The organism is Micromonospora sp. DT31, from assembly GCF_049841795.1.
In the GTDB taxonomy this organism is placed as follows: Bacteria; Actinomycetota; Actinomycetes; order Mycobacteriales; family Micromonosporaceae; genus Micromonospora.
The window spans coordinates 1-21,551 of the sequence record NZ_JBNCKZ010000029.1 but is presented as its reverse complement, the minus strand read 5'-3'; the positions used below and the strand labels follow the sequence as shown (position 1 = coordinate 21,551).

The 21,551-nt window shown below is 71.2% G+C and carries 14 protein-coding genes; 8 read left to right on the top strand and 6 right to left on the bottom strand.

Going from position 1 to position 21,551, the window contains the following annotated elements; genetic code table 11:
• Positions 1 to 176 precede the first annotated feature (176 nt).
• The 3 genes from ACLQ2X_RS27265 to ACLQ2X_RS27255 are packed head-to-tail and all read left to right on the top strand — an operon-like array spanning position 177 to position 2,156.
• A complete protein-coding gene (locus tag ACLQ2X_RS27265) occupies positions 177 to 503 on the top strand; it encodes a response regulator transcription factor (protein WP_425683946.1) in 327 nt (108 codons plus the stop codon).
• On the top strand, positions 496 to 1,389 hold the full coding sequence (locus ACLQ2X_RS27260; protein ID WP_425683945.1) for an ABC transporter ATP-binding protein: 894 nt from the start codon (positions 496 to 498) through the stop codon (positions 1,387 to 1,389). The genes ACLQ2X_RS27265 and ACLQ2X_RS27260 overlap by 8 nt, the downstream gene beginning before the upstream one ends.
• Positions 1,386 to 2,156 (top strand): ABC transporter permease, encoded by a 771-nt coding sequence (locus ACLQ2X_RS27255; RefSeq protein WP_425683944.1) that lies wholly within the window; start codon positions 1,386 to 1,388, stop codon positions 2,154 to 2,156. The genes ACLQ2X_RS27260 and ACLQ2X_RS27255 overlap by 4 nt, the downstream gene beginning before the upstream one ends.
• A gap of 60 nt (positions 2,157 to 2,216) precedes the next feature.
• On the opposite strand, the gene ACLQ2X_RS27250 is transcribed toward ACLQ2X_RS27255, so the two are convergent.
• Genes ACLQ2X_RS27250 through ACLQ2X_RS27230 form a run of 5 tightly spaced genes read right to left on the bottom strand, consistent with a single transcriptional unit; the run spans position 2,217 to position 6,502 of the window.
• Positions 2,217 to 2,984, bottom strand: a complete 768-nt coding sequence (locus tag ACLQ2X_RS27250) for a thioesterase II family protein (RefSeq protein WP_425683943.1) — start codon at positions 2,982 to 2,984, stop codon at positions 2,217 to 2,219.
• The gene (locus ACLQ2X_RS27245) at positions 2,981 to 4,174 is read right to left on the bottom strand and encodes an HAD-IIIC family phosphatase (RefSeq protein WP_425683942.1); all 1,194 of its coding nucleotides are present in this window, start codon (positions 4,172 to 4,174) and stop codon (positions 2,981 to 2,983) included. Before ACLQ2X_RS27245 ends, ACLQ2X_RS27250 begins: the two co-directional genes overlap by 4 nt.
• Positions 4,171 to 5,325: an acyl-CoA dehydrogenase family protein gene (locus tag ACLQ2X_RS27240; RefSeq protein WP_425683941.1), complete on the bottom strand. Its 1,155-nt coding sequence runs from the start codon at positions 5,323 to 5,325 to the stop codon at positions 4,171 to 4,173. The genes ACLQ2X_RS27245 and ACLQ2X_RS27240 overlap by 4 nt, the downstream gene beginning before the upstream one ends.
• Before the next feature lie 5 nt (positions 5,326 to 5,330).
• Positions 5,331 to 5,621 carry an acyl carrier protein gene (locus ACLQ2X_RS27235; protein ID WP_425683940.1) on the bottom strand — a complete coding sequence of 97 codons (291 nt, stop codon included), beginning with the start codon at positions 5,619 to 5,621 and terminating at the stop codon, positions 5,331 to 5,333.
• Positions 5,622 to 5,632: 11 nt separating this feature from the next.
• Positions 5,633 to 6,502, bottom strand: a complete 870-nt coding sequence (locus ACLQ2X_RS27230) for a 3-hydroxyacyl-CoA dehydrogenase family protein (RefSeq protein ID WP_425683939.1) — start codon at positions 6,500 to 6,502, stop codon at positions 5,633 to 5,635.
• 542 nt (positions 6,503 to 7,044) lie between these two features.
• Here ACLQ2X_RS27230 and ACLQ2X_RS27225 point away from each other — a divergent pair.
• The gene (locus ACLQ2X_RS27225; RefSeq protein ID WP_425683938.1) at positions 7,045 to 8,124 is read left to right on the top strand and encodes a LuxR C-terminal-related transcriptional regulator; all 1,080 of its coding nucleotides are present in this window, start codon (positions 7,045 to 7,047) and stop codon (positions 8,122 to 8,124) included.
• A gap of 104 nt (positions 8,125 to 8,228) precedes the next feature.
• Here the strand turns inward: ACLQ2X_RS27225 and ACLQ2X_RS27220 are convergent, their stop codons facing one another.
• Positions 8,229 to 9,734: a class I adenylate-forming enzyme family protein gene (locus ACLQ2X_RS27220; RefSeq protein ID WP_425683937.1), complete on the bottom strand. Its 1,506-nt coding sequence runs from the start codon at positions 9,732 to 9,734 to the stop codon at positions 8,229 to 8,231.
• A 405-nt stretch (positions 9,735 to 10,139) separates the two neighbouring features.
• On the opposite strand from ACLQ2X_RS27220, the gene ACLQ2X_RS27215 reads away from it, so the two are divergent.
• The 4 genes from ACLQ2X_RS27215 to ACLQ2X_RS27200 form a co-directional block, all read left to right on the top strand.
• Positions 10,140 to 15,395, top strand: a complete 5,256-nt coding sequence (locus tag ACLQ2X_RS27215) for an SDR family NAD(P)-dependent oxidoreductase (RefSeq protein ID WP_425683936.1) — start codon at positions 10,140 to 10,142, stop codon at positions 15,393 to 15,395.
• A complete protein-coding gene (locus ACLQ2X_RS27210) occupies positions 15,392 to 19,261 on the top strand; it encodes an SDR family NAD(P)-dependent oxidoreductase (protein WP_425683935.1) in 3,870 nt (1,289 codons plus the stop codon). Before ACLQ2X_RS27215 ends, ACLQ2X_RS27210 begins: the two co-directional genes overlap by 4 nt.
• 28 nt (positions 19,262 to 19,289) lie before the next feature.
• Entirely contained in the window at positions 19,290 to 21,164 is a 1,875-nt protein-coding gene (locus ACLQ2X_RS27205; RefSeq protein ID WP_425683934.1) for a condensation domain-containing protein, read from the top strand.
• Positions 21,165 to 21,197: 33 nt separating this feature from the next.
• Positions 21,198 to 21,551 (top strand): beta-ketoacyl synthase N-terminal-like domain-containing protein (locus ACLQ2X_RS27200; protein WP_425683933.1); only part of this gene is annotated, 354 nt, incomplete at its 3' end.

Below are 21,551 nucleotides of genomic sequence, written 5' to 3'. Positions count from 1 at the left end.
CTCGTGACGCACGGTGGGGCAACCTCCGCCAATGGCGAATACGAAACGGATACGATTCGTCGCGGTATGAATTTGCCATTTGACCGCCTCGCATTCACCTTGACCGCGCCATATTTGCTCACTAGCATGCGAGTCGCCAGCCATCGGACCATGGCTCGACGATCGGGGGGACGAGGATGACGCGTGCTAACTCAGCCGACTATTCCAAGCGCGACTTTTCAGACAATCTACCGCTCAGCAAGCGGGAGTTTGAGGTGCTTGAGCTTGTGAAAGAGGGCATGACCAACCGCACCGTCGCCACCCGACTCGGCATTTCTGAGCGCACCGCCCGGGAGCACGTGGCCCGCATTCTTCTCAAACTCGGCGTAGGTTCACGGGTAGAGGCCGCGGTCATTGCGGCGGAATGGCGGGTCCGTCGCCAATTCCGCGAACCCTGGCCGGCGGAGAACCCCCGCAACGGTCAATCAGTCAGAGAAAGAACGGGCGGCGAGATAAATGGCTGACGAAAGTCTTATCGCCACGGGCCTGGTCAAACGGTACGGCTCGGTGACGGCACTCGACGAGTTCCAGCTCACGGTCGCGCCCGGGGAAATCGTCGGCCTGGTCGGCGCGAACGGCTCCGGAAAGACGACCTTCGTCGAGGTGGTGACGGGGCTGACCCAGGCCGACCGGGGTGAGGTCCGGGTGCTCGGCATCGACATCCGTCGCCGGCCGCGGGACGCCCGGCGGCACATCGGCTTCACCCCGCAGGACATCTCGCTGTACTACTCTGCCACCCCCCGGGAGAACCTGCGGCTCTTCGGCGGTCTGGTCGGCCTACGTGGGGCCGCCCTGACCGGCGCCATGACCGAGGCCATCGCGGAGATGCAACTCGACGCGGTGCTCGACCGGCCCGTCGGTCTCCTGTCCGGCGGTCAGCAGCGCCGGGTCCAGGTCGCCACCGCCATGCTCGGGAAGCCCGCCCTCATGCTGCTCGACGAGCCGACCGCCGGCGCCGACCCGCCGACCCGGCAGGCGCTCCTGGCGGCGGTGCGCAAGCGGGCCGAGGCCGGGGCCGCCGTCGTCTACACCACCCACTACCTGCCGGAACTGTCCGATTTGGACGCGACTCTCGCGGTCATCCGGGGCGGTCGTGTGGTTGCCCGGGGTGACCAGGCCACCCTGCTGTCCGGACTGGTCGGCGAGCTACGTGTCCGGCTGGCCGGCGCCGTTTCCGACCGGCTCCGTGAACGCGGTGAGGTGGTGGACGGAGAACTGCGGATCCCGTGCGCCGACCCGGCGCAGACGCTCGCCGAACTGTTGGCCGACGGTCAGGTTCCCCTCTCCGTCGACGTTCGGAAACCCAGCCTGGACGATCTGTACCAGGCGCTGGAGGTATCTCGGCCATGATCGACTCAGCCGTCCGGACCCGGATCAACGCGTTGGTCCGTCTCAACACGACGCTGCTGCTGCGCGAACCGGGTCCGGTCGTCAGCCGACTACTCATGCCGCTGATCCTCATCACGGTCCTGCACCCGCTGTACCGTGCCGCGCTGTCGGGCAGCGGCAACGCCGCCGGCACCACGCAGATCGTCGCCGGCATGCTCGTCATGTTCTCGCTGCTCGCCCTCTCCATCGTCGGTTCGGCCATCCTCACCGAACGGGTCTGGCGCACCTGGGACCGGTTGCGGGTCACGCCGGCGGCCTCCTGGGAACTGATCGCCGGCAAGGTAGTGCCCTCGTTCGTCATCCTGGTGCTCCAGCAGGTGCTGATCCTCGGCTTCGGGGCGCTGCTGTTCGCCCTGCCCGTACGCGATGTCCTGCTGTTGGCGACGGCGGTGGCGATATGGGTGGTCACCCTGCTGTGCATCGGCACGGCGCTGGGAACCATCGCCCGCAGCCACAGCGAACTCGCGGTGTTCTACGACATCGGCGGGCTCGCGCTGACCGTGCTCGGCGGTGCCCTCGTACCGCTGAGCCTGATGCCGGACTGGGCGCGGGCGCTGGCGCCGCTGTCCCCGGGATACTGGGCGATGTCGGCCTTCCGCCACGCGCTGGACGGCGAATCCGCGGAGATGATGCGGGCGAACGCCGTGCTGCTGGGGCTGGCGGTGTTGTTCGGAGCCCTCGCCAGCTGGCGGATTCGGCGCGGATGGGGTCGTTCCCACCTGCTCTAGGAGATACCCGCACGGGAGAGAGGCGGGAGGGCTTGCCCTCCCGCCTCTCTCCCGTGCCCCTCAGGTGGCCTCGGGAACCAGCGCGTCGGCCAGCCCGCTGGCGACGCGGGAGTGGACGAACGTCGCGTGCCGCAGTACGGCGAAGTGGTCACCCGGCAGGACGTGCAGGGTGAACGAACGGGCGGTCTGTGCCTCCCAGGCCGCCATCCGGTCCCGGTCGACGCGTGGGTCCGCGGTGGCGGCGAACGCCGTCACCGGCACCTGAAGGGGCGACTCGGGAACGTACCGGTAGGTTTCGTTGACCTCCAGGTCGGCCCGCAGCAGCGGCAGGATGGTGGCCAGCAGATCGGGGTCGGAAAGGACCGCCTCCGGGGTGCCACCCAGCTTGCGCATCTGCGCCACCAGTTCGTCGTCACTGGCGTCGAACATCGGCGCCGTCCCGGTCGGCAACTGCGGGGCGTGCCGACCGGCGACGAACAGGTGCACCGGGGCGGCGCGGCCACGCCGCCGGATCTCGCGTACCAGCTCGAAGGCGAGCAACGCGCCCATGCTGTGCCCGAACACCGCGTACGGCTCGTCGAGCACCGACCCGAGTGCGTCGACCAAGTCGGTGGTCAACGCCGCGGCGTCGCGGTACGGCTCGTCCCAGCACCGGCTCTCCCGCCCGGGAGGCTGGACCGCGACCGGTACCACAGTCGGGGGCAGCCCCTGTGACCACGCGCGGTAGACCGACGCGCCGGCGCCGGCGTGGGGCAGGCAGAGCAGGCGAACGGCGCCGGCGGGCCGAAGCCCGGCTCCGAACGGGAGCCAGGGAGTCCGGTCGGTCACGGTGCCCCCGTCCCGGAGGGTTCGGAGGATTCGGAGGGCTCGGTGGGCTCGGTGACCTCGGAGGGCTCGGTGACCTCGGAGGGCTCGGTGACCTCGGAGGGCTCGGTGACCTCGGTGGGCTCGGTGATGAGGCGGACGTAGGAGGCGGGCGGCAACGGCAGGTCGGGAGCGCGTTCGAGCACCAGTCGGTCACCCTCGCGGGCGATCTCCTGGAAGCCGGCGAAGGCGTACGTCACCTGCATCATCCGGTTGCGACCCGTCTCCACCAGGTCGGCGCGCAGGGTGGCGCCCGCGTCGCGGGCCAGCTGGGTGACGTGGTTGAGCAGGACCATGCCCACGCCACGGGACACCACCCGGCACGACATCAGCAGCAACCTCAGGCTCCAGTGCGTCTCGCCCTTCTCCACCAGCGCGAGCCCGATGGTGCCGTAGCTGCCGAAGGCGTCGGTCAACGAGGCGACGAGCAGCAGGTGGTCGTCACGGACGCGGATCGCGTCGAGTTCGTCGTACGAGTAGGTGCGGCCGGTCGAGTTGAGCTGGTTGGTGCGGATCGTCAGTTCCTCGGCGCGTTGGAGGTGTTCCCGCTCGGCCCGGGCAATCGTGAACACCATGTCCAGGCTGCGCAGGAAGTCCTCGTTGGTGCCGGTGAACTCCCGCTCGGCGTCCTCCCGGACGATCTGCGTCCGGTACATCTCCCGCCGGGTGCGCGACTCGTCGGTGATGAACCGGGGCTGGAACTCGGGCTGCCGCACCGCGTCCGCGAGGTCGGCGACGTCGACGCGGAGCACCTGCGGCAGTGCGTAGGCCACCTCGGCCAGCTCGAAGGGTTGGTCGTCGACGAACGCGACGGCGTCCAGGCCGATGTTGAGCGACGTCGCGATCCGCTGGATCGACTCCGACTTGGGGTGCCACCCGATCTGCGGATGGAGGAACAGGTCCGTGAGGCCCAGCTCCGCGAGTCGTTGGTGGGCAACCGCCGGATCGTTCTTGCTGGCGATCGAGTGCAGGATGCCGATCGAGTCGAGGTGGCGGATCACCTCCACCACCTCGGGCCGTACGTCGCAGGGATCCCCTTCCAGCAGGACCCCGTTCCACAGGGTGTGGTCGAGGTCCCAGACCACGCACTTGACCCGGCCGCGTCGCCGGCCGTCCGGCGCCTCGGGGGCGCGTACGGTGGCCTCCGTCGTCATCTCACAACCCTCCGGAACGCCTCGTCGGCAATCGTGATCTGCTGGATCTCCGAGCTGCCCTCGATGATCTCCATGACCTTCGCGTCGCGATACAGACGGGCGGTCGGGGCGTCCTCGGCGCAGCCTGCGGCGCCGTGGATCTGCACCGCCGCGCTGGCGTGCCGGGCAGCCGCCTGGGATGCGAAGTACTTCGCGATGAACGTCGCCATGAGGCTGTCCGGGGCGCCGGCGTCCTTCAACCCGCCGGCGCGTTCGCAGAGCGCCCGCGCGGCGTGCAGATCGGTCACCATGTCGGTCAGCCGGGCCCGGATCAGTTGGAGGTCCCGCAGTGGGCCGCCCTGGACATGGCGGGTGGTGGCGTGCTCGGCGCAGGCGTCGAGGCATGCCTGGACGATGCCGACGCAGCCGGCGGCCACGCTGTACCGGCCGAGGTCGAGCACGCCGGTCATCACCATGCCGGCGGCGAATCCGTCCGGACCGAGCAACGCGTCGGGCCCGGCGACGGCGTCGCGCAGACGGATCTCGGCGAGCATGCTGCTCCGGGTGCCGAGCATTCCGTGGATCGGCACCACCTCGACGCCGGGGGCGTCCCGAGGCACCAGGAAGGCTGCGATACCGCGGTCCGTGCGGGCGAAGACGAGGAACAGGTCGGCCCGCTGCCCATTCGTGATCCACTTCTTGACGCCGGTGAGGACCCAGTCCTCGCCCCGGCGTACCGCGCTCGTCGAGATGTGGGTGGCGTCGCTGCCCACGTCGGGTTCGGTGAGGCAGAACGCGCCGAGGACCGCACCGGAGGCGAGCCGGGTCAGCCACCGCGCCCGCTGCCCGTCGTCCCCCCAACGCTGCACCGCCCAGGCGACCATCGTGTGGACGGTGAGCAGGCTGCGCAGCGACGAGCAGCCCCGTCCGACCTCCTCGTGGATCGCGCCGAGGGTCAGCATGTCGCAGCCCTGCCCGCCGGTGTCGACCGGCAGGAAGGGGGCCCACAGACCCGCCGCGGACACGGACGCGAGGAGATCCTCCGGGATCCGCCCCACCCGTTCGTAGTCGGCGACGCGGGGTACGACCTCCCGATCCACGAACCGGCCCGCCGAGGCGCGGTCCACCGGGGCCGAGAGGTCGGCGGGCGGCGCCGCCTCGGTGACGGGCATCCGTGTCACCCGGCTACGGCGACCGGGGTGGTCGCGGCTGGGGCCGCCCGCAGTCGCTCGAACAGGGCGACCATCTGGTCCACGGAGCGGAAGTTGTCGATCCGCAGCTCCCCGTTCGGGATCGTGGTCCGGAAGGCCTTCTCGAGGAACACCACCAGTTCCATGGCGAACAGCGAGTTGACGTAGCCGAGCGCGAAGATGTCGTCGGCGTCGGCGATCTCCTGCTGCGGGTACCGGCTGGCGATGAACTCGCGGATCTGTGTCCGGACTTCGGTGAGCGTGAGTTCGGTTGACATTGGCGGCCGCCTTATCTGGTCGGGAGCACCCGTCCGTACTCGTCGTAGGTGTAGAAGCCCTTGCCCGCCTTACGCCCGTGCAGCCCGGCGTCGGTCATGTGCTTCAGCAGCGGGCAGGGGCGGTACTTGCTGTCGGCATAGCTGTCGTACAGCACCTCTACGCTGTAGAGGATGGTGTCGACGCCGATGAGGTCGGCCGTCTCCAGCGGTCCCATCGGGTGGCCGAAGCACTCCCGGAAGACCTCGTCGACGGTCGACGCGTCGGCGACACCCTCGTGCACCAGATAGGCCGCCTCGTTGACGGTGAGCATGAGGACCCGGTTGGAGACGAAGCCGGCGGAGTCCTTCACCTCGATCGCCTTCTTGCCGATCGCGCCGAGTATGTCGCGGGTGCGGCGGACCGTCTCCGGTGACGTGTGGTGCCCCGGGATGAGTTCCACCGCCGACTTCATCGGCACCGGGTTCATGAAGTGCACCCCGATCACCCGGTCCGGCCGACGGGTGACCGACGCGACCTTGGTGATCGGGAGCGCGGACGTGTTGACGATGAAGATCGTCTCGGGCGAGCACACCTGGTCGAGCGACCCGTACAGCTGGCGCTTGAGGTCCCAGTTCTCGGTGATGTTCTCGACCACCACCTCGGCGTCGCCCAGCGCCGCCAACTCGACGTCCACGGTGATGGCGGCCATCATCGCGTCGACGTCGACCGCCGGTCCGCCGACCAGTCGGCTCAGCCGTCCGTTGCGTTCGATCTGCGTCAGTGCCTGTTCGAGGGTCGCCTTGTCCAGATCGACAAGCACCACCTGGTGCCCGGTCTGGGCGAAGTTCTGGGCCACGCCCACGCCCATCACCCCGGCGCCCACCACTCCCACCACGGTCACGACTGGTTCCCCCTAGAAGCGGCTGAGGATCGGTTGGAGAACGGAAACTGCGCCGGGGCGTCAGCGACGGTGTGGCGCCCGACCGGGAAGGAATCTGGCCGGCGTATCCGGAGGCCTTGATCCGGACCGGCGGCGGTCTGGTCGGGCCGACGGCGGTCGGCGACCGCCCTGCAAGCCGGGAGCTCACTATTGACGATCAAACTCGGCTCCCGCAACTGGCTGAGCCGCCATGGCCGGTAAGCCAATTGCTTGGGCGACCGAGGCCGGGAAAGACTACGCCCGCCGCCGTGGGAGCGTGCCCACGACAGTCATGATCAATCGCATGTTTTGCACGGGGGGCTCGGACATCAACTACTCGGTCGGTCGACCAGTGGTCGCACATATGTCCTGGCCAATCGGGATCCATAACACCTCCATCCAGGCGAAAACCCCACGGGTGCAGGACGTGCCTGCCCAGTGGATCAACACGCGTCCGCGGCGGACCCTCTCCCGCGGCACGCGACCCATCGCCTCGGCGCGACCCGATCGAGGAGTTGAGAACGTTGACAGGTTCCACATCGCAGACCGTCGGCACCAGCGTCGACCCGTCCGTCCCCACCGGATCGATGCCTAGGGGACGGTGGGCGGAAATACAACCACACCTGAGGAACCTCCAACTCGACGACACCGCCGCCGCCGTGTACGCGTACGCGGTGCACGGCGGCCAGATCAAGTGCGCGGACCTGCTGCCCGCCCTCGGCCGGAGCCAGGAGGAGCTGCGCGCGGTCGTCGACCAGCTGGTCGAGATGCGACTGCTCCGACCGGTCGCCGGCAAGCCCGACTGGTTCGCCCCGCTGGACCCGGACATCGCGGCCGCCTCGCTCATCTCGCCGCTGGAGGCGGAGATCCACCACCGGCAGACCCTCATCACCAGCATCCGGGCCCAAATGGAACCGCTGCGTCCGCACTTCGAGGAGCGGCAGCGCCGGCACGCCGAACCCCGTTCGACGGTACGGACGCTGAAGGACACCAACGAGATGCTGGGTTCGCTGCACGTGGCCGTAGATCGATGCCGCGAGGAGGCGTCGTCGGTGCGGCCCCGGCGGACCAAGTGGGACGACAGTCTCGACGCCGAGCTGGCCCGGGACATCTCGGTGCTGCGGCGCGGGGTCCGGCTGCGCGTGCTGTACCAACACGCCGCCCGGGCGGACCTGGCGACCCGGGCGTACATCCGGAAGATCACCGCGGCCGGCGCCGAGGTACGGACCACCGGTCAGGCCCCCCGCCCCTTCGTGGTGTTCGACAACGAGATCGCGTTCGTGCCGGACCCCGCAGGAGCGCTGGAGATCACGAACAGCCCGCTGGCCCGGGTGCTGTGCGACGTCTTCGAGAGCATGTGGCGCGCGGCCCTGCCCTACCGGCCGGAGGAGGCCGGCTATCAGGACGCGGCCGGGGAAATGCAGATCACCATCGCGCGGCTGCTCGCCGAAGGACTGACCGACGAGGTGGTGGCACGTCGGCTGGGTATCTCGCCGCGGTCCTGCCGTCGGCACATCGCGGCCCTGCTCAAGCATCTCAACTCGGTGAGCCGGTTCCAGGCCGGGATACTGGCGGCCAAGGCGGGCATGATCCCGGACGACTGACCGGCGACCGCGGGCGGCGTCCGCACCACGACGCTGCCCCCACCGAACTCCGCACCGGGTGCCGGAGGGTTCCGGCTCCACCGGCACCCTCCGGCCACCCACCGTCACGGTCGCAGCCCTGCCGCGAGCGCGGCGCGATCGGGCTTGCCGTTGGCGGTCAGGGGGATGGCCGGCACCACCCGACAGTCGCTGGGCACCTTCGCCGTCTCCAGGCGGGTGGCGAGTTCGCGGAGCACCTGGCCGGGGGCCAGATCGGTCACGACGAACAGGACGATGTCCCGGCCGTCCACCGGCGGCAGCAGGGCCGCGCCGGTGACGCCGGCGATGTCGAGGGCGGCCGCCTCGATCTCCACCCCGCTCGTGCGTACGCCGTTCCGCTTGAAGATCTCGTCACGGCGCCCCACGAAGACCAGGTCGCCGTCCGGGCCGAGATAGCCGTAGTCGCCGGTGTGCAGCCGGATCTCGCCCGTGTCGGGCGACCGTCGGAACGTCCGGGCGGTCAGCTCCGGTGCCCGCCAGTATCCGGCCATCAGGTGGCCGCCACGCACCACGATCTCGCCCACGGTCTGCGGTGGCACCGGACGTTCCGCCTCGTCGAGCACCAGGACCTCGGTGCCCGGCAGCGCCGGTCCCACCGAGTCCGGCCGGAGCAGGTCTGCGTCGGGTGCCCGTACCGTGACGCGCTTGCACTCGGTGATGCCGTACATCAGGGCGACCGCCGCGCCGGGGAAGCGATCCAGCAGCAGTCGGGACATGGCGGTGGGCATCGCGGCGCCCGTGTTGGTGAACAGTCGTACCGCCGTCGGACGCGGGTCCCGGGCGGCCAGGGTGGTCAGCATGGTGGCCAGCGACGGCACCAGGGGAACCACCGTGGCACCGGCCGAGCGCACGCTCGCGAGCAGCCCGGCGTTCGGGGCGTTCGCCGCGAGGACCACCTCGGCACCGGCCAGCGCACCGAGGAAGACCTGGTACAGCCCGTAGTCGAAGGAGAGGGGAAGGCGGCAGAAGACGACGTCGTCGGACCGGTAGCGGAGCACGTCGGCAATCGCGGCGGCGGCGAAGGTCACCGCGCGGTGCGGGCAGACGACGGCCTTGGGCGTCGCGGTCGTCCCGGACGTGTACAGCAGCAGTGCGATGTCCTGTCCGATCATCTCCGTCGCCGCCTCGTCGGGCTCGTGTCCCGCCGCGCCGGCCACCACATCGGTCAGGGCCACCGCCGCGGGCAGCCCCGGCAGTCCCCGCTCGTCGTCGTCGAGCACGACCAGCGCCGGCTCGGCGTCCGTGACGACGGCGGCCAGGTGGAAGGGCTTCATCTGGCCACTGATCGGAGCGAACGCCGCACCGACCCGGAACGTGGCGAACATCAGCGCGACAAGGTCCCGCTGCCGGCGGGTCCGCGCCAACACCCGGTCCCCCCGGCCGATGCCCCGGTCGCGCAGCCAGGCCGCCACCCGACGACTGGTGGCGTCCAACTCGGCCCAGGTCCAGACCCCCTCGTCGTCCCGCACCGCCGGCCGGTCCGGAAAATGCCCGGCCGCGTCGTCGAGCAAATGGTGTACGAGTTCACCGCGGTAGCCGACCTCGGAAACCGTCACGGTACCGCCAGCCATTCCTTGTCCTCGACTCTGTTCGAGACCTCGACCGAATTACGATTGCGCCCACTCACGGCAGAATTCCGTGCGGGCTTCGGCGGCCGGACTCCGAGGGAGGTTCCGGCAGCGCGGCACGGTTCGGCATACGGGCCTACGGCACTTCACGGCCAGCCTGCCGCCATCCTGACAGCACCATCGCCGGTGGTCCATGTGCCGGTGCTGGCAGCATGTTGCCGTCCGCAACCTGCCAGCGTCATCCGGGGTCGGGCCGGCGGCGGACGCTTGACACCCCTCGGTCCGCCACATTGGGATTGACTGCGATCCGTTTTTCCTCGGCTATTCCGTCGCGGCCAACTGGGCCGCATTGACGCGCTGCGACGCGTCACATTCGGTGCGCGACTCTCACGACTTCGAGGTGCCATGTTGGGAAACGAGCAGTCATTCCACAAGTACACCGAGGTTCTGAGGGCGTACCTTCCCTTCTCGGGCCCCACCCCACTGCAGCACTCCGACGGCCTCGCGGACCTGGGTCTCGACTCGCTCAACACGGTCGCGCTGCTGGTGGAGATCGAGGACACGCTGGGCGTCACCGTTCCGGACGAGGAGTTGACGGCCGAGACGTTCTCGACGGTGGGGACGCTGTGGTCGGTGCTGTCCGGGTTGGACACGAACGCCTCCCACACCCCGGCGGACGACACCGGTCTCCCGCTGCCGATGGACGACCCGCTGTCGGACCAGGGCCACACCAACGGCTTCGACCACGGCGGGCCACTGACCGTCGACCCTCCCACCGATGACGACATGTCGCCCATGGGGGCGACGAGCGAGGCTGTCGCCTCATCCGCGTCGGCACCGGCCACCGTCCGGACGCCGCAAACGGTGCAGCCGGACCGGCGGATCGCCGTCATCGGCATGGCCGGCCGGTTTCCCGGAGCGGCCGACGTCACCGAGTTCTGGCGCAACATCAGCGGCGGCGTCCAGTCACTGACGACGTTCACCGAGGACGAGCTGCTGGCGGCGGGCGTCGACCCGGCGCTGGTCAAGGACCCCCACTACGTGGCGGCGCGGCCGGTCCTGGGCGACATCAAGGGCTTCGACGCCGAGTTCTTCGGCTACAACCCGCGGGAGGCGAAGATCGCCGACCCGCAGCAGCGGATCTTCCTGGAATGCGCGTGGGAAACCCTGGAGATGGCGGGGTACGCCGCCCCGGGACGGCGTGGCCGGGTCGGCGTGTTCGGCGGCGCGAACCTGAGCACGTACTCCCTCGACCGCTTCGCGATGCACCCCAGCGCCATGGAGATCACGCCGTTCGAGCTGATCATCGGCAACGACAAGGACGCCCTGGCGACCATGGTGTCCTACAAGCTGAACCTGACCGGGCCCAGCATCGCCGTACAGACCTTCTGCTCGACGTCGTTGTCGGCGCTCCACCTCGCGGTCCAGAGCCTGCGCCGCGGCGAATGCGACATGGCGCTGGCCGGCGGCGTCTGCATCCGGGTGCCCGACCGGATCGGCTACCTCTACCAGGAGGGCGGTCAGGAGTCGCCCGACGCCTACGTGCGCACGTTCGACGCCAACTCGCAGGGCGGCGTGTTCGGGGACGGTGCCGCGATCGTGCTGCTGAAGCCCCTGAACCAGGCCATCGAGGACCGGGACACCATCCTCGGTGTCATCCGTGGCTCGGCCATGAACAACGACGGTGCCCAGAAGTTCAGCTACACCGCGCCGAGTGTCGTCGGCCAGTCGCGAGCGGTGTCCGACGCGCTCGTCGACGCCGAGGTCGACCCGCGGAACATCTCGTACGTCGAGGCCCACGGCACGGCCACCGAACTGGGTGACCCGATCGAGGTGGCGGCGTTGACCCGCGCCTACGGCCCGGAGTCGGATCGGCAGTACTGCGCGATCGGGTCGGTGAAGACCAACGTCGGTCACCTGGACCGGGCGGCCGGAGTCACCGGCCTCATCAAGATCCTCCAGTCGATGCGGCACGAGCAACTGCCCGCCACCCTGCACTACACCGGCCCCAACCCCGAGATCGACTTCGCCAACAGCCCCTTCTACGTGAGCGCCGAGAACCTGCCCTGGCCCCGGACGGCCGACCGGCCCCGGCTCGCCGGCCTCAACTCCCTCGGCGTCGGCGGCACGAACGTCCACGCCGTGATCGAGGAACCACCCACGCCTGTCGGGCGCCCGGCCACCACCCGCCGCTGGCAGATCCTGCCCGTGTCGGCCCGGACCGAGAAGGCGGCCCGGGAGTCGTGCGGGCAGTTGGCGCGGCATCTGAGGGACCACCCCGACCTCAGCTTCGCCGACGCGGCGTTCACCCTCCAGGTCGGCCGGGAGGTCTTCGACCACCGGCGGGCGGCCGTGGCCGACTCCGCCGGTGCCGCCGCCGGGACCCTCGACGGCACCGGATCGGCCCACCGGCTGCTGTCCCGAGCGGACGCCACGCACGGGCGGGGCGTCGGTTTCCTGCTCGCGGGAGTCGGTGAACACCATCCGGGCATGGTCGCCGACCTGTACACCCACGAACCGGTGTTCCGGGCGCACGTCGACGAGTGCCAGCGGCTGCTGGCCGGGCACTCCACGGTCGACGTGGTCACTCCGTTGACCGCTTCCCGCGAGGCGGCGTCGGAGGTCCCGGACCTCGCCCGGCTGATGGGTCGCGCGGCCGACGGGCCGGGCACCGACCCCATGGACCGGACCGAGATCGCCCAGCCGGCGGTGTTCGTCGCCGAGTACGCCCTGGCCCGGACGCTGATGGACTGGGGCGTCACCCCAAGCGTGCTCGTCGGTTACAGCGTCGGCGAGTACGTCGCGGCCTGCCTGGCCGGCGTCCTGTCGCTGTCGGACGCGCTGCGGCTGGTGGCCCACCGGGCCGAGTTGATCGCCACGCTCCCGGCCGGCGCGATGGTCGCCGTCGCGCTGAGCCAGGACGACCTGCGCAGGCGGGTGCCCGACCTGGTCGAGCGTGGGCTCGACGTGGCCGCGCTCAACGGTCCGCAGATCGTGGTCGCCGGCCCCGTCGACGCCGTCGCCGAGGTCACCGCCCTGCTCCGCGACGCCGGGGTGGCCTGCCGGAGCCTGCAGACCACCCACGCCTTCCACTCGCGGGCGCTGGAGCCGGTTGCCGCCGAGCTGACCGACTGGATCGCCCGGAACATCACGTTGCGCGCACCCACCATCCCGTACGTCTCCAACGTCACCGGCCGCCTCGCCGAGGCCGAACTGGTGACCGACCCGAGCTACTGGGCCCGGCACATGTGCGGCACGGTGCGCTTCACCGACGGCCTCGCGAACGCGCTCGACCTACCCGACATCGCCTTCGTGGAGATCGGCCCGGGCAAGTCGCTCGGTGCCATGCTGCGCACCCACCCGAACTGCGGGGTGGAGCGGTGGCCACTCATCATCTCGACGCTTCCGGCCACCGCCGAGTCCGTCCCGGCGGACGCCACGCTGGCCGACGCGTTGGCCCGGCTGTGGCTGGCCGGCGTACGGATCGACTGGGACGCCTACCAGCACGGCGCCGCCCCCGCCGGCTGGACACCCGGGCGGGTGCACCTGCCCACCTACGCGTTCCAGCGCCAGAGCTACTGGTTCGACGAGGGGCGGCCCTCCGGACAGGCCAAGGCAACCGCCCCCGCGGCACCCACCACCGCCGGAACCGATCTCGACTCCCTGCCCCGGCTTCCCGAGGAACAGTGGCTGCACGTCCCGGTGTGGCGGCAGACCGCTCCGCGTCCGGCCGAGCCGACGACCGCCGCCACCCACTGGTTGGTCTACACCGACGTGGGAATGGCCGACTCCCTGGCCGCGCCGCTCGTCGACGCGCTGGCCGCCGGCGGCGACCGGGTCACGACGGTCCGGCCGGGTGACAGCTTCGCGGACGGCACCGACGGGTACCGCATCCGGCCCGGCAGCGCCGACGACACGCTCGCGATGTTCGCCTCGCTGCACGAGGGGGCCGGCCTGCCGGACCGGGTGCTGCACCTGTGGACGCTGCCCGACACGGCCGGGCCGCAGCCGCCGGCCGGGGACCCGGCGGAGGTCTCGGCGATCGTTCAGCGCGGTCTGCACACCCTGGTGGCGCTCGCCCGTGGTGCGCAGGAGAGCGGGCTCGCCCGGTGGTCCCTGGACGTGGTCAGCGCCGGCACCCAGCGCATCGACGACGAGGTGCTGCACCCGGCGCGGGCGACGGTGGTCGGGCCGTGCCGGATGATCCCGGTGGAATACCCGTTGGCCAAGGCCCGGCTGATCGACCTCGCACCGGATGCCGTGACCCCGATGACGGACGTGCTCGGCGAGTTGCGGGTGGCACCGACCGACCGGATCGTGGCGCTTCGCCGCGGGCGCCGCTGGGTTCCGACGTACGACGTCCTGGAGACCGCCGACGAGGCGGCCGGCGGGACCGACGACGAGGCGGCGGCCGGCGACCAGCCCGCCACGACGCCCATCCGCCGCGGCGGCACCTACCTCATCACCGGTGGCCTCGGCGGCATCGGGCTCGCCCTGGCCGAACGGCTCGCCGAGCAACACCAGGCCCGGCTGGTCCTGGTCGGCCGGACACCGGTGCCGCCGGCCGTCCACTGGGACGCCATCCTGGCCGACCCGAAGGCCAACGACGAGGTACGACGCCGGATCGAAGGGCTGCGGAGGCTGGAGGCCAGCGGGGCGCAGTTCGCCCTCGTCGCCGCGGACATCGCCGATCCGGCCGAGATGCGGCGTGCGGTCGACACGGCGGTGGAACGCTTCGGCGCCCTGCACGGTGTGCTGCACGCCGCCGGCCTTCCCGGGGTCGGCCTCATGCAGTTCAAGACCAACGCCGACATGGACCGCGTGCTGGCGCCGAAGGTGGCCGGCACGGTCGCGCTGGCCCGGGCCCTCGACGGGGTACCCGTCGACTTCGTCGTCCTCTTCTCCTCGGTCGCCTCGGCGACGGGTGCCCTCGGACAGACCGACTACTGCGCGGCGAACGTATTCCTGGACGCCTTCGCGCAGAGCGACGCCCTGCCCGAAACGCGGGTGGTGTCGATCGGCTGGGGCGAATGGCTGTGGAACGGTTGGGCCTCCGGGCTCAACGGCTACGAACCGGGAGTCCGCGAATTCCTGCAACGCCACCGCGCGCACTTCGGCATCACGTACGACGAGGGCTGGCGCGCCCTGCTGCGGACGTTGAACAGCGGTCTTGCCCATGTGGTGGTCTCCACCCAGGACTTCGCCGCGCTGGTGGAGCGCAGCGCTGACTACAGCCTCAGCCAGATGCAGGACGCGGCTCAGCAGGTCCGGGGCACCGATCGCCATCCACGGCCGGACCTCTCCACCCAGTACGCGGCACCGCAGACGCCGGCCGAGCGGACCATCGCCGAGATCTGGGCCGAAGCCCTCGGTCTGGAGAAGGTCGGCGTGCACGACAACTTCTTCGAACTGGGCGGCACGTCGCTGATCGGCGTGGGGATCGTGGACACCGTGCGACGGGCGCTGAACCTGGCGCAACTCCCGGCGCACATCCTCTACCAGGCCCCCACGGTCGCCGCGCTGGCCGTCACCGCCGTCCCCACGACCGCCCCCGCTTCCGATCCGGACGCGGAGCCGGCCAGCCCTGCGGCCGAACGGGCACGACAGCAACGATCCCGGGTCCAGAAACGACGTGAGAGCCTGCAGGGCGGGAGATCGGCGTGATCGACAACGACTACGAGTCCGCCGTCGCGATCATCGGCATGTCGGGCCGGTTTCCCGGCGCCGGTGGGGTCGACGAGCTGTGGACCAACCTCATCGACGGTCGCGCCGGCCTGCGCCTGGTCGACGACGAGGAACTGACGGCGGCCGGGGTCAGCCCGGCCGACCTGGCCAACCCCAGCTACGTCCGGTGGGCGGCCCCGCTCGACGCCATCGACCAGTTCGACGCCTCCATGTTCGGCTTCAGCCGCCGGGAGGCGGAGAGCATGGACCCGCAGCACCGGGTCTTTCTCGAATGCTCCTGGGAGGCACTGGAGTCCGCCGGGTACGCGCCCGCCGTCGTGCCGGGCAAGGTGGGGGTCTTCGCCGGCTGCGGCTTCCCCGACTACCTGTTGCACGTACGCGACCGGCTGGAGAACGAGCCCGGCGGCCAACTGCTGCTCGCCGTCGGGAACGAACGCGACTCGCTGTCGTCGATGGTGTCGTACAAGCTCGACCTGCGCGGCCCGAGCGTCACCATCCAGACCTTCTGTTCCACCTCCCTGGTCGCGGTCCACCTGGCCGTGCAGAGTCTGATCAACTTCGAGAGCGACCTGGCCCTGGCCGGCGGCGCGTACATCGACCTGCCGCAGCCGGCCGGCTACCGGTTCGAGGAGGGCGGCATCACCACCCCGGACGGGCGGGTGCGCAGCTTCGACGCCGCCGCCAACGGCACCGTCCTCGGCAACGGTGTCGCCGTCGTGACCCTCAAGCGGATGACCGAAGCGCTCGCCGACGGCGACCCGATCCACGCCGTCATCCTCGGCTCGGCCACCAACAACGACGGGCGGGCCTGCGCCGGCTACACCGCGCCCGGGGTCGACGGCCAGTCCGAGGTGATCGAGCTCGCGCTCGGAGTGGCCGACGTCAAACCGGAGACGATCGGGTACGTGGAGTGTCACGCCACCGGCACCCAGCTCGGCGACTCGATCGAGCTGGCCGCCCTGAGCCGGGTGTTCCAGCGTCCGCCCGCCCGGCCGACCGTCCTCGGCGCGCTCAAGCCGAGCATCGGGCACCTGGACCGGGCTTCCGGCGTCACCGGCCTGATCCGCACCAGCCTCGCCCTGCGCAACCGCGTGTTGCCCGGCACCGCGAACTTTCAGAACCCCAATCCCACCCTCGCCGCCGCACGGGACCGGTTCGTCGTCCTGCCCGAGGCCCGGCCCTGGCCCGACGGCGACCACCCGCGTCGGGCCGGCGTCAGCTCGTTCGGCTTCGGCGGCACGAACGCGCACGTGGTGCTGGAGGAGGCGCCGGCGCGGGAGCAGCGTCCCGCCCGCCCCGGCCCCCACCTGCTGCTGCACTCCGCGCGGAGCCTGACGGCGCTGTACGCGGCGGTCGAGCAGCTCGGCCGGCACCTGGAGACGTCACGCGAGGCCGACCTGGCCGACGTCGCGTACACGTTGCAGCAGTCCCGGACCACGTTCAGCATGCGCTGGGCGGTGGTGTGTGACGACTACGACGACGCCGAGCTGGCGCTGGCCGACCCGGGCCGGTGGATCATCGGTGAGTCCGACCTGACCGACGCCCCGATCGCCTTGTCCACCCCTGATCCGGCCGGCGCTCACGAATCATGGTGGCGGGAACTGCGGGAGGCGGCGCGGCGGCTCGGTTCCTCCGGCCCCGCCCGGCCCCCGGTCGAGGACGACGACCGCCCGGTCGCCGAGATGGCGGTGGGCGCGCTGGTCGACGCGCTGCTGCGGCTGCGGGTACGCCTGGTCCGCGTCAACGGGTCGTCGGTCGGCGGCACGCTGAGCGCGGCACCGGCGGGTGTCGCGCCGGTCGAGGTCGAACTCGGCCCGGCCGGTGACCAGGGGGCGGCACAGTGGCTGCTCGCCTCCGTGGCACGACTGTGGCAGGCCGGCGCGGTGGTCGACTGGGCGGCCCTGCACGACGACCAGCCGTTGCGGGTGCCGCTGCCCACCTATCCGTTCCAGCGGTCCCGCTACTGGGTCGACGCGTCCCCGGCCACCAACCGGTCGGCCACGGCCAGCGGCAAGGCCAGCGACCCGGGCCAGTGGACGTACCTGCCGTCCTGGCGCCGGCAGAGCGTGGCCGTGCCCGACCTGGCCGACCAGTTGCGGGCGGCTGGACCATGGCTGGTGTTCGCCGCCGAGTCCGGTGGGGAGGCCCTGGCCGGGCACCTGCGGGAGACCGGCGCGGACGTCACGGTCGTGCGGCCGGGGACCGGCTTCGCCCGCACCGAGACCGGCGACTTCACCGTCCGCCCGGACCACCGGGAGGACCTCGCCCAGGTGCTCGGCGGTCTGCTGATGGCACCACGGACCCTCGTACACGGCTTCAGCCTGGCCGCCCCCGACGGTGCGCGCGGGCCGGACGACCCGATCGGACACTTCGACGACGCGCGGGCCCACGGCTCCGCGTCCGTGCTCGCCCTCGCCGCCGCCCTCGACGACCTGCGTGGCCAGCCGGTGGAACTGGTTCTGCTCACCGACGGCGCGGTCGGCGTGTCCGGTGACGACCTGCGGCACCCGGAACACGCCACCCTCGTCGGTCTGGCGCCCGTGCTGGCCCAGGAGAACCCGGACCTGCGGTGCCGCCACGTCGACGTGGACGTGGCGACGCAACGACGCCGGGACCGACTCGCCCACACGGCCCGGCAGGTGCTGGCCGAGGCCGTCACCGTCCACGCCGGACCGGTCGCGTGGCGGGGCGGCCAGCGTTGGCTGCGCGCCTACGAGCCCCAGCCACTGGCCCTTCCCGGACCCGACGACGAGACCGTCGCCCCCGGGTCGACGGTGCTCATCACCGGCGGTCTCGGCAGCGTCGGACTGATTCTCGCCCAACACCTCGCCGAGCGGCGCGGCTGCCGGCTGGTACTCACCACCCGGTCGCCGCTCCCGCCCCGCGCCCAGTGGCAGGCGTACCTGGAGACGGCCGACCCGGCGACCGACCGCGCGGCGCGGTACGTCGCCCGGGCGCTGGAGCTGGAGAAGCGGGGCGCCGAGGTACTCGCCGTGTCGGCGGACGTCGCCGACGTCGAGGCCATGGCCGCCGTGGTGAGCGCGGCGCGGGACCGATTCGGTGGGATCGACATGGTGATCCACGGCGCGGGCGTGCAGCACTCCGACTACTTCGGGCCGGCCCACCTGCTCGACCGTTCGGTCAGCGACGCCCACGACGCCGCCAAGGTGCACGGTTTCCACGTGCTGGAGCGGGTGCTCGACGGGCAGCCGGTACGCCGCCGGATCACCCTCTCCTCCCTGTCGACCGTGCTGGGCGGGATCTCCCTGGGGCCCTACGCCGCCGCCAACGCCGCACTCGACGCCTACACGCAGGCGAACCGGGGCGCCGGCGGCGGAGACTGGCTGACCATCGACTGGGATGCCTGGCGCACCGGCGGCGCCCACGGGTCGACAGCGGTGTTCGAGATGACTCCGCCGGAGGGCGTGGACGTATTCGAACGGGCCCTCGCCGCGCCGGACGACGTCACCCACCTGGTTATATCGACCGGGCCGTTGACGGACCGGCTCGCCCAGTGGGTGATCCGTCCGTCGGCGGCGGAGACCGTCGACGCCACCGGCGGGGGTCAGCGCGACCCACGTCCGGCGCTCGGTATCCCGTACGTCGCTCCCGCCGAGGGCCTGGAGACCACCCTCGCCGACGTGTGGGCCGAGGTGCTGCGCCTGGAGCGGGTGGGCGTCGACGACGACTTCTACCGGCTCGGTGGCGACTCGATCGTGGCGATCGAACTGATCGCCCGGATCCGCAAGGAGTTGCAACTGGCCGTGCCGGTGACCGCGCTGCTGGAGGATGCGACGGTACGCCTGCTGGCGCGGCGACTGGCCGCCGCGGACGGGAACGGCTGACCGCGTGGCCGGCGAACGCTCCGCGAGGTTGTGTTGGGGACAGCAGTACGTCTGGCTGAACCACCACCATCTGCCCCTGGGTGCCAAACACGAACTGAACATCTCACTGAGTTACGAACCGCCGGCCGGCTCCACGGTGGACACGCTGCGGACGGCGCTGGACGCGCTGGTACGCCGGCACGAGGCGCTGCGGACCACGCTGCACTGGGAGGGCACGGACGGGCCGGTGCAGCGGGTCAGCCCGCCGATGTCGGTGCCGCTGGTCCTCCGGGAGGCCGGCCCGGGATCGGCCCGACCGGCCGACGTCATAAACGAACAGATCGCCGCCCAGTTCCGCCTCGACGAGGAGTGGCCGTTCCGGGCCTGCGTCATCACGTCCGGGCAGGTGCCGCGGATGCTTGTGGTGACCGGCAACCACGTCGCGGTCGACGACTGGAGCCTGGAGGCGATCAAGCGCGAGTTCCACGAACTCCACACCGCGGTGTTGGCGCACCGGCCGGTCAACCTGCCGCCGGTGCGCCAGCACCCGGTGGACCTGGCCCGGTACGAGGCGACGGCACCGGCCCGGCGGGTCCACAGGCAGGCCATGGAGCACTGGTCCGCCGTGCTCGAACGGATTCCCGCAGACCTGTTCGGCCGCCGTCGGCGGGACGTGGCCGGCGCGTACAGCGCCTCCCTGTCGTCGCCGGCCGCGGTCGCCGCCGCCAGGCGGTTGGCGGCCCGCTACCAGACCTGGCCGTCGCTGGTGTGCACCGCCGCCTACACCGCGTTGATGGCGGCCTACACCGCGAGCGACCGCGTCTTCTTCACCACCTACGCCGGCAACCGTGACTCCCGCCAGCACGCCGACCTGCTGACCTGCCTGTTCCAGCCGGTCATCGTCGACGTGCCGTGCGACGACGGCCCCACCTTCGACGAACTGGTCCAGCGCACCACCGACCGGGCCGGCCAGGCCCTGACCCACTCGTACTCGTCGTACGACGAGGCGGTGACGCTGGTCGCCCGGCACAGTGCCGAGCGTGGCCTGCCGCTGCGGGTGGCGAACGCGTTCAACTACATCCAGCGTGGCGCCACGTCGCGCGGTGGTACACGGACGTTGCTGACCTGGAACGCCGAGCCGGTCAACTGGGCGCACCTGGAGAACGACTCGTACCTGCGGGTGCACGAGTGGCAGGACAGTCTCACCGCGACGCTCAGCGTGCGGGCGTCGGTGATGGACCGCGAGGACGTCGTCCGGTTCCTGCGAGGGCTGGAACGTCTCCTCGTCACCCAGGCCGACGACGAGACCCCGTTGCGGCTGGCCGACGTGGCTGCCCTCGCCGGCTTCGACACCCCGCCGGCCCATCCGCCGGACACGGTGACGGTGGACCGTACGCCGGTGTCCCCGTCGGCGGTCGCCGGTTGCCTGGCGGCGGTGCCCGGGGTCGTGTCGGCGGCGGCGTTCGCCGCCGACGGTGAGCTGACCGGGTACGTGTTCGCCACCGACCCGGCGGTCACCCCGGCGGTGCTGCGTGGACACGTCCTCGCCGCGATGTACGACCTGGACCGGGTCCGTTGCCCCGACCGGTTCGTGGTGTGCCGGCAGGCGCCGGCCGACCCCGACGACGCCGGGTCCTGGGCGGCGGTGGACGCCGCGCTCACCGGTGACGGGCGGGACGGGCCGGCCCGGGCGCCGATGCACGAGACCGAGCATCTGCTGTACGAGTCCGTGCGGGCCGTCAACGGCCTGTCCGGGGTGGATCTGGCGCGCAGCTATGTCGAGGCCGGCGGCCGGGTGCTGAACATTCCCCGCGTACTCGAACTGCTTCGGCAGAGCGGCTGGGTCGGACCGTCGGTGTACGACCTCGCCAGTGCCCGTCCGCTGGCGGCGGTGGCTGCCGCGTTCGTTCCGCAGCCGCAGTAAGCGCAGTCGAAACATCGACGAAGGAGAACCCCGATGGCCGAGGACGAGAAGCTGCGCGAGTACCTCAAGCGCGTCACCGCGGAGCTGCACCAGACCCGGCAGCGGCTACGGGCCACCGAGGAGGCCCGGCGAGAGCCGATCGCGATCGTCGGTGTGGGGTGTCGGTTCCCGGGTGGGGTCCGGGACGCCGACGACCTCTGGGACCTGGTCGCCGGTGGGACCGACGCGGTCAGCGAGTTCCCGACGAACCGGGGTTGGGATCTGGAGAACCTGTTCCACGACGATCCGGACCACCGGGGTACCTCCTACACCCGTCACGGTGGGTTCCTGCACGATGCGGATCTGTTCGATGCGGAGTTCTTCGGGATCAGTCCGCGGGAGGCGACC